Source organism: Aestuariibaculum suncheonense (assembly GCF_014596935.1).
GTDB lineage: Bacteria > Bacteroidota > Bacteroidia > Flavobacteriales > Flavobacteriaceae > Aestuariibaculum > Aestuariibaculum suncheonense.
In genome coordinates this window covers 939,652-952,401 of the sequence record NZ_JACVXC010000001.1, presented here as the reverse complement: position 1 = coordinate 952,401, position 12,750 = coordinate 939,652, and the positions used below count along the sequence as shown (strand labels likewise).

General features: G+C 37.9%; 7 protein-coding genes. 6 read left to right on the top strand and 1 reads right to left on the bottom strand.

The features are described from left to right. The first annotated feature begins 190 nt into the window (after positions 1 to 190). Both ICJ84_RS04270 and ICJ84_RS04265 read left to right on the top strand, forming a co-directional pair. Complete coding sequence (locus ICJ84_RS04270) at positions 191 to 2,038, top strand: sulfatase family protein (protein WP_188215106.1); 1,848 nt, start codon at positions 191 to 193, stop codon at positions 2,036 to 2,038. An 11-nt stretch (positions 2,039 to 2,049) separates the two neighbouring features. Continuing rightward, positions 2,050 to 3,612, top strand: a complete 1,563-nt coding sequence (locus tag ICJ84_RS04265) for a sulfatase family protein (protein WP_188215105.1) — start codon at positions 2,050 to 2,052, stop codon at positions 3,610 to 3,612. Positions 3,613 to 3,704: 92 nt separating this feature from the next. Here the strand turns inward: ICJ84_RS04265 and ppdK are convergent, their stop codons facing one another. Next, positions 3,705 to 6,440 carry a pyruvate, phosphate dikinase gene (ppdK, locus tag ICJ84_RS04260; protein WP_188215104.1) on the bottom strand — a complete coding sequence of 912 codons (2,736 nt, stop codon included), beginning with the start codon at positions 6,438 to 6,440 and terminating at the stop codon, positions 3,705 to 3,707. Positions 6,441 to 6,669: 229 nt separating this feature from the next. Here ppdK and ICJ84_RS04255 point away from each other — a divergent pair, with 229 nt between their 5' ends. The 4 genes from ICJ84_RS04255 to ICJ84_RS04240 all read left to right on the top strand — a co-directional run bounded on the left by ICJ84_RS04255 (position 6,670) and on the right by ICJ84_RS04240 (position 12,730). Further along, on the top strand, positions 6,670 to 8,442 hold the full coding sequence (locus ICJ84_RS04255; protein ID WP_188215103.1) for an AMP-dependent synthetase/ligase: 1,773 nt from the start codon (positions 6,670 to 6,672) through the stop codon (positions 8,440 to 8,442). Positions 8,443 to 8,651: 209 nt separating this feature from the next. Beyond that, positions 8,652 to 9,110, top strand: a complete 459-nt coding sequence (locus ICJ84_RS04250; protein ID WP_188215102.1) for a MarR family winged helix-turn-helix transcriptional regulator — start codon at positions 8,652 to 8,654, stop codon at positions 9,108 to 9,110. Positions 9,111 to 9,124: 14 nt separating this feature from the next. Continuing rightward, complete coding sequence (locus ICJ84_RS04245) at positions 9,125 to 11,533, top strand: 3-hydroxyacyl-CoA dehydrogenase/enoyl-CoA hydratase family protein (protein WP_188215101.1); 2,409 nt, start codon at positions 9,125 to 9,127, stop codon at positions 11,531 to 11,533. Between the two features lie 6 nt (positions 11,534 to 11,539). Further along, on the top strand, positions 11,540 to 12,730 hold the full coding sequence (locus tag ICJ84_RS04240) for an acetyl-CoA C-acyltransferase (RefSeq protein ID WP_188215100.1): 1,191 nt from the start codon (positions 11,540 to 11,542) through the stop codon (positions 12,728 to 12,730). The last annotated feature ends 20 nt before the right edge of the window (positions 12,731 to 12,750 follow it).

The window sequence follows — 12,750 nt, the reverse complement described above, 5'->3', positions numbered from 1 at the left end:
ATAAATTTTCAAGCGGTCTTACATCCCTTCAGAACATATGAAATCAATAATTTGTATGAACAGAAAAAGTTATTCACTGTACTCTGGTGAACATTGGTCTAAAAAAATATGAATTCTAAGTTTAAATTTTAATTTTAGACGTTTATTATATTCTACTACGAAAATTTGTTAAAACTTAAGTGATTTAAAAATGCATTTTACTTCAAATATTCTAAAAAACTATTTCACTGTCATTTTATTTCTGAGCGGGAGTTTCCTTTTTGCTCAATCTCATAAAAAGCCTAATGTTATTGTTATTTACACCGATGACCAGGGTGCTATTGATTTAGGCTGTTATGGAGCTGATGATATTTATTCGCCTAACATCGATAAGTTAGCTAAAGAAGGTACACGATTTACACAAGCTTATGTTGCTGCTCCTGTTTGTGCTCCTTCAAGAGCCGCATTACTAACCGGTAGATACCCTCAAAATGCTGAGCTTACCGGAAATACCTCAGCAGAAGAAGGAAGCTCTGGACTTCCAGCCGAACAGCATACTTTAGCAGAATTATTTAGAGATAATGGCTACGCTACCGGACACATCGGGAAATGGCATTTGGGCATGAACGAAGCTTCGAGCCCTAATGGGCAAGGGTTTGACTATTCTTTCGGACATTTAAGAGGCTGCATCGATAACTATTCGCATTTTTTTTATTGGGAAGGTCCTAATATTCACGATTTATACGAAAACGGAAAAGAAGTATTTTATGACGGTCAATACTTCCCCGATTTAGCTTCCGATAAGGCTATTGATTATGTTAAAGACCATAAAGACGAACCGTTTTTTATGTATTACGCCATCAATATGCCACATTACCCGTATCAACCAACCCAAAAATGGCGGGATTATTATAAAAATGTAGAACAACCACGTGCAGACTATGCCGCTTTCATTTCCACTATAGATGAACGCATTGGATTTTTAATGGATACATTAGAAAACTTAGGAATACGTGAAAACACCATTATCATTTATCAATCGGACAACGGCTACTCTACCGAAACCCGTGCCTTTGGTGGTGGAGGAAATGCAGGACCTTACCGAGGTGCAAAAAGTAGTTTATTTGAAGGCGGTATCAGGCTCCCAACCATTATTAGCTGGAAAAACAACTTACCTGAAAATGTGGTTAACAATCAATTTTTAATGAATATTGATTGGATGCCTACCTTGGCAAATTTATGTAAGTTAAATAAAATTGAAACTCAAATTGATGGTATCGATTTATCTAAAATGATTGAAAACCCTAAAAAAGCAACTGAACGTAATTCGGGGTTTTGGAAATACGGCAAACAATGGGTAGTTCGAAAAGGAAACTGGAAATTAATAGGTTTTCCAAAAGACACCTCAAATAAAGGAGAATTAAATTTAGAAGAAGATGCTTTATTCTTATCTAATCTAGATGAAGATGTTTCTGAAATGGTTAATTTGGCATCAAAATATCCTGAAAAAGTAAAAGAGTTAACTCAGGTATTTTTAGCCTGGGAACACGGGCATGAAGAGGATATTCCTAAAAAAGTAGAGCGAATTACCAACCTTGCTACAAACGGAACTATTAAAGCCTCAACGGGGCTTCACCAAAAATACAATGATGCAAATTTATTGATAGACGGCAAATTAGGATACACTGATTACGCTTCTGGACAGTGGATTGGACAAGAAGGAAAAAATTTAGAATTTATTATCGATTTAAATTCAATTAAAACCATTAAAAGCGTTAGTGTTAACTCACTTATCAATTCAGGAAACTGGATTTTTCCTGTAAATGCAATGGAGGTTAGTTTTTCTGATGATGGCGTAAAATTTAACTCTTCTAAAGACGTAAAAAGAGAAGAAAACAAAACAAAAACAGAAAACACGACCGAGAAATTAACCATAAACGTTGACAAATCTAGCCGATTTATTAAAATTAAAGTTGAAGGTATTGGCAATTGTCCGAAAGGACATCCGGGAGCCGGTTTTCCTGCCTGGTTTTTTATTGATGAAATCATAGTTGAATAATCGCTAAACACATGAACCTTTTTAAATCCATAATATACACTGTTTGCTCCTGTTTCCTGTTCAATTGCAATTCTGTTAAAAAAGAACCTGAGACCAAAAGGCCAAACATTTTATTCATTATGTCTGATGACCATACGTCTCAGGCCTGGGGTATTTATGGTGGCATTTTAAAGGATTATGTTCAAAATACAAACATTGAAAGACTTGCGGATCAAGGCATGGTTTTAAATAACGCCTTTTGTACCAATTCCATTTGCGTACCGAGTCGTGCGACCATTCTTACCGGACAATACAGTCATAAAAATGGTGTATATACTTTAAGTGACGCTTTAAATTCCGACAGTTTGAATATTGCTAAAGTGCTTCAAAAAAGTGGTTACCAAACCGCTATTATTGGAAAATGGCACTTAAAGGACGAACCGTCTGGATTCGATTATTACAATATTTTACACGACCAGGGGCGTTATTGGGATCCTATTTTAAGAACTGCCGAAAATTTCCATAAACCGGCTGAAGCTTGGAATGTTCACAAAGGCTTTTCTACCGATGTTATAACACAGCTATCGTTAGATTGGCTAAATCAAAGGAATAAAGACAAACCTTTCATGCTCATGACGCATTTTAAGGCCACACACGAACCTTTCGATTTTCCTGAGCGTTACAACGATTTATATAAAGATATTGAAATCCCTGAACCAGCTTCATTATATGACTTTTCACCGGAAACTACAGGACGTTCAATTGTGGGGCAAAAACTTGAAAATTTAAGCTGGCGCTACGAGCAGGCCTCTAACGATCCTGATGCTTGGTGGTGCCAATACCCGGGGTTACCATTTTACACCAAAGGCATGGATAGTATGACAGCCCGAAAAGCGACTTATCAAAAGTTCATAAAAGACTTTATGCGTTCGGGAGCTGCCATAGATGATAATATTGGAAAGATTTTAGACTATTTAGAGTCTTCTGGTTTAGCTGAAAACACCATTGTCATTTACACGGCAGATCAAGGTTATTTTTTAGGTGAACATGGCTTTTTCGACAAGCGTTTAATTTATGAAGAGTCACTTCGTATGCCTTTCGTGATTCGTTACCCTAAAGAAATTGAAGCTGGAGGCCGTTTAGACGATATTATTTTGAATATTGATTTCGCTGCATTATTTGCAGATTATGCTGGAGTACAGCAGCCGGAATCGTTTCAAGGCAAAAGTTTCAGAGAAAACCTTAAAGGACATACACCTGAAAACTGGAGAAGGTCGGCCTATTACCGGTACTGGACCAATCACCAGGAAAGACCAGGACATTTCGGCATAAGAAATAAACGTTACAAACTGGCTTTATTTTACGGTCAATCGTTAGACATGACAGGCTCTTCAAAAGAAAGTACACCTCCGGCTTGGGAGTTCTATGATTTAGAAAAAGATCCTAAAGAAAATCATAATGCCTATAACGACATCGAATATCAAGACATCATTAAAGACATGAAAGTTGAATTGATAAAACAACGTGAAGCCGTTGGTGATACCGATGAAAAACACCCAACCATGCAGAAGATTTTTGAAGAACATTGGAATTAATTTCATCCAAAATACTATATACAAAAAGGCCAAAAATAAATTTCTGGCCTTTTCTAATTTAAAACATAATCAACTCTAGTATAAAAAATATACTAAACTCTTCTTTCTGCTTTTATTGCAGCTTGCGCTGAAACTAATCTGGCAATTGGCACTCTGAAAGGTGAACAACTCACGTAATCCATTCCGGTGTTATAACAGAATTCTACAGAACTTGGTTCTCCACCATGCTCGCCACAAATACCAACTTTTAAATTAGGTTTTATACTTCTACCGCGTTCAGTTCCTAATTGAACCAATTGGCCAACACCTTCCTGATCCAGCACTTCAAATGGATCGACTTTTAAAATGCCTTTTTGAATGTAAATGGGAAGGAACTTACCGGCATCATCTCTGGAATATCCGAATGTCATCTGCGTTAAATCATTAGTACCGAACGAGAAGAAATCGGCATGTTCGGCAATTTTATCGGCTAATAAAGCAGCTCTAGGCACTTCTATCATGGTTCCTACAGAATACTCCACTTTATCTTTTCTTTCTTCAAAAACAGTATCTGCTGTGTTTCTTATAATACTTTCCTGAGCAACAAACTCATCTACTGTACCAACTAATGGCACCATGATTTCAGGTTTACAAGTAATACCGCGTTCTTTTAAATTAAGTGCTGCTTCTATGATGGCACGAGTTTGCATTTCAGTGATTTCAGGATACGTATTTCCTAAACGGCAGCCACGATGACCCAACATAGGGTTGAATTCTTCCAATTCGGCCACTTTATTTTTAACCGCCAAAAGTGAAATATGCATTTCTTCGGCCAACTCTTTTTGAGTGGCTAACTGATGAGGTACAAATTCATGCAATGGAGGGTCTAATAATCGGATGGTTACCGGAAGGCCTTCCATAGCTTCAAAGATACCTTCAAAATCGGAACGTTGCATAGGTAATAACTCTTGCAATGCCTGCTTACGTCCTTTAACAGTATCGGCAAGAATCATTTCGCGCATGGCTTTAATTCTGTCAACTTCAAAAAACATATGCTCGGTTCTGGTTAAACCGATACCTTCTGCGCCAAAGTTTCTGGCTATTTTAGCATCTTTTGGGGTGTCAGCATTGGTGCGCACCTTCATTTTGGCATATTTATCAGCCAACAACATTAATTCTGCAAATTCGCCACTTAATTCAGGTTCCACCGTTTCCACTTTACCTTCAATAATATTTCCTGTAGATCCGTTTAAAGAAATCCAATCGCCTTCGTGGTATTCATGGCCATCGACAGTTAACGTTCGTGCTTTATAATTGATTTTTAAAGCACCTGCTCCCGATATACAGCATTTACCCATACCACGTGCCACAACAGCAGCATGAGAAGTCATTCCGCCTCGAGCGGTTAAAATACCTTTGGCAATATGCATGCCTTCCAAATCTTCAGGCGAGGTTTCAATACGTACTAGAATGCTGTTTTTGTATTTGGAGGCTTCATCGGCGAAAAATACTATTTTTCCGGTTGCAGCTCCAGGTGATGCTGGTAAGCCCTGTGCGATTACATGAGCGCGTTTTAAAGCTTTGAGATCGAATACCGGATGCAGTAATTCATCCAACTTATTAGGTTCTATTCTTAATAGAGCTTCTTGTTCATCTATTAAACCTTCTTCTAATAAGTCCATTGCTATTTTTACCATTCCGGCACCAGTACGTTTTCCATTTCTAGTTTGGAGAATCCACAGTTTACCTTCCTGAATGGTGAATTCCATATCCTGCATATCTCGGTAATGGGCCTCAAGTATTTTTTGATATCCGTCAAGTTCCTTAAAAATATCCGGCATCAGTTCCTCTAAAGACGGATAGTTTTCTTTTCTGTCGTCTTCTGATATTTGAGCCAGTTCTGCCCAACGTTTAGAGCCCAAAAGAGTGATCTGTTGAGGGGTTCTTACCCCTGCAACCACGTCTTCACCTTGAGCGTTAATTAAATATTCGCCATTGAACACATTTTCTCCAGTTCCAGCGTCACGGGTAAAACACACACCTGTTCCTGAGTTTTCACCCATATTACCATATACCATAGCCTGAACATTTACAGCGGTTCCCCAATCGGCGGGGTAACCATGCATATTTCTATAATACACAGCACGATAGCCATTCCAGCTATTGAACACTGCTATAATAGCACCCCAAAGTTGCTCCCATGGATTCGTTGGAAAGCTATGACCGGTTTGCTTTTTAACGGCATCTTTAAAATCGTAAACCAAATCTTTTAAATCCTGAACCGTAAATTCAGTATCCAATTGAATGCCTCGTTTCCCTTTAAGATTTTCCATGATTTCCTCAAAAGGGTCAATATCATCTTTGGAAGCAGGCTTCATACCCAGAACCACTCCGCCGTACATTTGAATGAACCTACGGTAAGAATCCCAGGCAAACTGCTCATTATTTGTTTTTTTAGCTAAGCCAACTACCACTTCATCATTCAATCCTAAATTTAAAACGGTATCCATCATACCGGGCATGGATACTCTGGCTCCTGACCTCACAGAAACTAACAACGGATTATCCTTATCGCCAAACCGACTTCCCATAAATGCTTCAATATTAGCTATAGATTCTTCAACTTCATCCCGAATCATATCTATAACAGCGGCTTCACCTAATAAATTATACTCCGTACAAACCTCTGTGGTTATTGTAAAACCAGGTGGTACAGGTATGCCTATAGCACTCATTTCGGCTAAATTGGCGCCTTTTCCTCCTAAAAGATTCTTCATTTTACTGTTTCCGTCCGCAACTTTGTTACCAAACCGGTAAACTCTAGTTTTTTCTGCTTCAAGTAATTCCATAGTTCTATCACTTTTGGTTAAACACTTTTGTGTGACATAAAATTACTTCAATTAGGCATTGCTTTTAATGACTTAAATCATAGGATAATTGCTTAAAATTCACTATTAATAGTCTAATTCATAAAAACTTAAAACGGGCATGAATTTTGCTACGGAAAACTAAATTAATTGAAATTTGAAAATCACTTTTAATTCTTTATTTTGCAGTACCGCAAACTAACACTAAATAATGGAAGAAATTACCAGAATATTCGACTTTCCTTATCATCAGCTAAAAACTTATAATTTAGAAAAAGCCTTTACCACCAAGTATAATGGTGTATGGACTTCCATTTCTACACGGGAATTTATTGATCAGGCTAATGCTATAAGTCGAGGATTGCTTCGATTAGGTATAAAACCAAATGATAAGCTTGCTGTTATTTCATCTACCAACAGAACAGAATGGAATGTACTTGATATTGGTATCCTACAAACCGGTGCTCAAAACGTTCCAATCTATCCAACTATTGCTTCAGAAGATTACGAATATATTATAAATCACTCTGAATCTATTTACTGCTTTGTTTCCGATATTGAAGTTCTTGAAAAGCTTAATGCTATTAAAGACAAAACACAACTTAAAGGCATTTACACTTTTGACAATATTGAAGGCTCTAATCATTGGTCTGATGTTTTAAAATTAGGAAAAGATAACAGTAATCAAAATGAAGTTGAAGACAGGAAAAATAATGTCAAACCAAACGACCTCGCTACATTAATATACACATCCGGGACTACCGGAAGACCTAAGGGTGTGATGTTATCTCACAACAATTTAGTATCCAATGTTCTCGACAGTGAAAAACGAGTTCCTTTTGAAAACGGAAAATCAAGGGGCTTAAGCTTCTTACCTGTATGTCATGTATTCGAGCGAATGATATTATACCTATATATATATTGTGGTGTAGAAATCTATTTTGCAGAGTCAATCGAAAAAATGAGCGATAATTTAAAAGAAGTTAAACCTCATGTAATGACTGCTGTCCCTAGATTATATGAAAAAGTATACGATAAAATCATAGCCAAAGGAGCGGAACTTTCAGGAATAAAGAAGGCGTTATTTTTTTGGGCAGTAAACCTAGGACTAAGATACGAACCTTATAGACAAAATGGATGGTGGTACGAATTTCAACTGAAATTAGCTAGAAAACTCATTTTTAAAAAATGGCAAGAAGGTTTGGGTGGTAATCTAAAAATAATGGTTTCAGGAAGCGCAGCTTTACAAAGCCGATTAACGCGTATTTTCGCAGCTGCTAACTTACCAATTATGGAAGGTTACGGACTTACAGAAACCTCTCCAGTAATTTCAGTAAACGACATGCGCAACGGTGGGTTTAGAATTGGAACCGTTGGAAAACTAATAGATCATGTAGAAGTAAAAATTGCTGAAGATGGAGAAATATTAGTAAAAGGCCCCAATGTTATGTTAGGCTATTACAAAGATCCTGAACGCACGGCAGACGTAATGACCAACGGCTATTTTCATACCGGAGACATAGGTGAAATTGACGATGAAGGTTTCTTAAAAATTACCGACCGTAAAAAAGAAATGTTCAAAACCTCTGGAGGAAAATACGTCGCCCCCGCTCTGTTAGAAAACCAATTTAAGCAATCCCGATTCATCGAACAGATTATGGTCATTGGTGAAGGTGAAAAAATGCCTGCTGCCCTGATTCAGTTAAATTACGATTTTGTTAAAGAATGGGGAAAACGCCACAACCTTATCTTTAAGACTAATAAAGAGATGATTACCAATCCTCAATTATTAGAACGTATCCAAGATGAAATAGATGTTGCCAATGCCAATTTCGGAAATTGGGAACAAATTAAAAAGTTTGAAATTACCCCAGATATCTGGTCTATCGATGCCGGACATCTAACCCCTACCATGAAGCTTAGGCGCAAGGTGATTAAAGAAATATATAAAGATCTCATCGAAAAGATTTATCGCCCTCAATAGGAAGCTGACTGCATAGCTAAAATACTAGGGATAACTTTGTTAAAATTCACTTATTTATTATGCGTGCATAATAAATTTTCATATATTTGGTGATAACCATCAAATTTAAACAATGAAAACAAATTACACCCTAACACATTTTAATAATCGAAATTTAATTAAACCCTACTTTAACATCTGCCCCTATTTAAAACCTTAAATACCAACAGATGAAAGAAAAGACACCTAAAGAACCAACGATTGATTATGTATTAAGGACCACTTGGCTCACCGTACAAAAAATGTATAATGAAGAAGCCGCCAAATTTGGAAGCACCATGGCAACAGGTTTTACATTACTGAGTATAGACCCAGAAAAAGGAACGGCTTCAACAGCCTTAGGACCTAAAATGGGCATGGAAGCCACCAGTCTCTCACGAATTTTAAAAACCATGGAAACCAAAGAACTCATCGAGCGACGCCCAAATCCAGAGGACGGTAGAGGCGTTATCATTCACCTCACCGAGTTTGGTCGCGAGAAAAGAGAATATGCCAAGAACCAGGTTTTAATATTTAATAATACCATAAAAAATCACATTTCTGAGGACAAATTGAAACACTTTTACGAAGTAACCGATTTAATCAACGAAATGATTTCAAATAAAAAAATATACAATCAAAACGATTAGAAGTATATAACACCATGACTAAACGAAGAATAAAAAAAGTAGCTATTATTGGATCTGGAATTATGGGAAGCGGTATCGCCTGCCATTTTGCAAACATTGGTGTCGATGTATTGCTGCTGGATATTGTTCCCAGAGAACTTAATGATGCAGAAATAGCCAAAGGTCTGACATTAAACGACAAAATTGTTAGGAATCGTATTGTAAATGATGCTTTGGGGAAGGCTTTAAAATCAAACCCCTCACCTATTTATCATCAAAAATTTTCTTCACGAATAACCACAGGAAACCTTGAGGACGATATTAGTAAAGTGGCACATGTCGATTGGATTATGGAAGTGGTTGTAGAGCGCCTAGATATTAAAAAGCAGGTTTTCGAGACCTTAGACAAACACCGTACTCCCGGTACCTTGATTACTTCTAATACTTCAGGAATTCCTATTCATTTTATGAGTGAAGGCCGAAGTGAAGATTTTCAGAAGCATTTCTGCGGTACGCATTTTTTCAATCCGGCACGTTATTTAAAACTCTTTGAAATCATTCCTGGACCTCAAACATCTAGGCAAGTTTTAGATTTTCTAAACGGCTATGGTGAACAGTTTTTAGGCAAGACTTCTGTTATAGCTAAAGATACTCCAGCCTTTATAGGAAACCGTATTGGAATTTTCGGTATTCAAAGTTTATTTCATCAGGTTAAAGAATTAGGTCTTACTATTGAAGAAGTCGATAAATTAACCGGTCCGGTCATTGGTAGACCTAAATCAGCAACCTTCCGCACGGTCGATGTCGTAGGCTTAGACACTTTAGTTCATGTGGCTAACGGTATTTACGAGAATTGCCCCAATGATGAAGCTCATGAACTTTTTAAACTTCCGGGGTTCATCAATACCATGATGGAAAACAAATGGCTGGGCAGTAAAACCGGACAAGGATTTTATAAAAAAGTAAAACATGAAGATGGTTCCAGTGAAATCTTATCACTAGACCTCGACACCTTGGAATACCGTAAAAGTAAAAAGGCCAGTTTTGCGACTTTAGAACTCACTAAAACCATCGATAAAGTTATTGAGCGATTTTCAGTTTTAGTTAACGGAAAAGATAAAGCAGGCGCTTTTTACCGTAAAAACTTTGCGGCCATGTTTGCTTATGTGTCGAACCGCATTCCTGAAATATCAGACGAGCTTTATAAAATTGATGATGCCATGAAAGCCGGCTTTGGCTGGGAGCATGGTCCGTTTCAAATCTGGGACGCTATAGGTATTGAAAAAGGTATTGACATCATGAAAGCTGAAGGCTTAGAACCTGCAGCTTGGGTAAATGAGATGTTAACTTCTGGTAATAAATCTTTCTATTCTGTTAAAGAAGGGGCTACCTATTTCTATAATATTTCAAGTAAATCTCAGGAAAAAGTTCCGGGTCAGGATGCCTTTATTATATTAGATAATATTAGAAAATCGAATGAAGTCTTTAAAAATTCAGGTGTCGTTATTGAAGATTTAGGCGATGGTATTCTTAATTGTGAATTCCAGTCGAAAATGAACACCATTGGTGGCGATGTCCTTGCTGGATTAAATAAAGCCATTGATATTGCTGAAAAAGATTTTGACGGACTCGTTATCGGTAACCAAGGTGCTAACTTCTCAGTTGGTGCTAATATTGGTATGATTTTCATGATGGCTGTCGAGCAGGAATACGACGAATTAAATGCCGCCATTAAGTATTTTCAGGATACCATGATGCGCATGCGCTACTCGGCTATCCCAACCATTTCAGCGCCTCACGGCATGACCCTTGGTGGTGGTTGTGAGCTTTCCATGCATGTGGATAAAGTCGTGGCTGCTGCCGAAACCTATATCGGATTGGTAGAATTTGGTGTTGGTGTGATTCCTGGTGGTGGAGGTTCAAAAGAAATGGCCTTACGTGCTTCCGATGCATTCAGAAAAGGTGATGTGGAGTTGAATACCCTTCAGGAATATTTCTTAACTATTGGAATGGCTAAAGTGTCAACATCTACATACGAAGCTTTCGACTTAGGTTTGCTACAACAAGGAAAAGATATCGTTGTGGTGAATAAAGACCGACAGATAGCAACCGCTAAAGCTCACGCCAGATTATTAGCTGATGCTGGTTACACGCAACCGATAAAACGCCAGGATGTTAAGGTTCTTGGAAAACAAGCCTTGGGTATGTTTTTAGTCGGTACCGATGCTATGGAAGCTTCCAGATATATTAGTGAACATGACCATAAAATTGCCAACAAATTAGCCTATGTCATGGCTGGTGGTGATTTAAGTGAACCGACTCTGGTAAGTGAACAGTACTTATTAGATTTAGAACGTGAAGCCTTCCTGAGTTTATGTACCGAACGTAAAACGCTGGAACGTATTCAGCACATGCTAAAAACAGGTAAACCATTAAGAAACTAGACTAAAATGAAACAAGCATATATAGTAAAAGCATATCGAACAGCTGTAGGAAAAGCTCCTAAAGGTCTTTTCCGCTTTAAGCGAACCGATGAACTGGCTGCTGAAACCATTCAGTACATGATGAAGGAATTACCACAGCTCGACAAATCACGCATCGATGACGTTATTGTGGGTAATGCCATGCCTGAAGGTTCTCAAGGACTAAACATGGCTCGATTTATTTCTCTGATAGGCTTAAATAGCGTTGATGTTCCCGGCGTAACCGTAAACCGGTTTTGTGCATCTGGTATTGAAACCATTGGCATTGCTACAGCAAAAATTCAAGCCGGAATGGCCGACTGTATTATTGCAGGTGGAGCAGAAAGCATGAGTTCTGTACCAATGACAGGTTTTAAACCGGAATTGAATTACGACACTGTAAAAGCAGGACATCCAGATTATTACTGGGGTATGGGAAACACAGCCGAAGCTGTCGCTAATCAATTTAAAGTCTCTCGTGAAGATCAGGATGAATTTGCCTATAATTCACATATGAAAGCGTTAAAAGCTCAAGCTGAAAACCGTTTTCAGGATCAAATTGTGCCTATCGAAGTAGAACAAACTTATATTGACACCAATGGTAAAAAAGCAACAAAAAGATACACCGTAACCAAAGATGAAGGACCTCGTGAAGGAACCAATTTAGAAGCTTTAGCTAAACTTCGTCCAGTATTCGCTCAAGGCGGAAGCGTTACAGCTGGTAATTCCTCCCAAATGAGCGATGGTGCCGCTTTTGTTATGATTATGAGTGAAGCCATGGTTAAAGAATTGAATCTGGAGCCTATTGCTCGATTAGTTAATTACGCTGCCGCTGGTGTAGAACCACGAATCATGGGCATTGGTCCTGTAAAAGCTATTCCAAAAGCCTTAAAACAAGCTGGACTAAAACAGGAAGATCTAGAGCTTATAGAATTAAACGAAGCCTTTGCTTCACAATCTATAGCTGTTATCAGAGAATTAAATCTGAATCCCGATATCATCAATGTGAATGGAGGAGCAATTGCTCTGGGGCACCCATTAGGCTGTACGGGCACTAAACTTTCAGTTCAGTTATTTGACGAAATGCGGAAACGCAATATGACAGGCAAATACGGCGCAGTAACCATGTGTGTCGGTACAGGTCAAGGTGCTTGTGGAATTTTTGAATTTTTAAACTAAAAAGAACTTAATACGATTTA

Excerpts from the sequence above, each read along its gene's own strand:
- ICJ84_RS04265 (WP_188215105.1), top strand. The coding sequence starts at position 2,050 with ATGAACCTTTTTAAATCCATAATATACACTGTTTGCTCCTGTTTCCTG.
- ICJ84_RS04245 (WP_188215101.1), top strand. The coding sequence starts at position 9,125 with ATGACTAAACGAAGAATAAAAAAAGTAGCTATTATTGGATCTGGAATT.
- ICJ84_RS04270 (WP_188215106.1), top strand. The coding sequence starts at position 191 with ATGCATTTTACTTCAAATATTCTAAAAAACTATTTCACTGTCATTTTA.
- ICJ84_RS04255 (WP_188215103.1), top strand. The coding sequence starts at position 6,670 with ATGGAAGAAATTACCAGAATATTCGACTTTCCTTATCATCAGCTAAAA.
- ICJ84_RS04250 (WP_188215102.1), top strand. The coding sequence starts at position 8,652 with ATGAAAGAAAAGACACCTAAAGAACCAACGATTGATTATGTATTAAGG.
- ppdK (WP_188215104.1), bottom strand. The coding sequence starts at position 6,440 with ATGGAATTACTTGAAGCAGAAAAAACTAGAGTTTACCGGTTTGGTAAC.
- ICJ84_RS04240 (WP_188215100.1), top strand. The coding sequence starts at position 11,540 with ATGAAACAAGCATATATAGTAAAAGCATATCGAACAGCTGTAGGAAAA.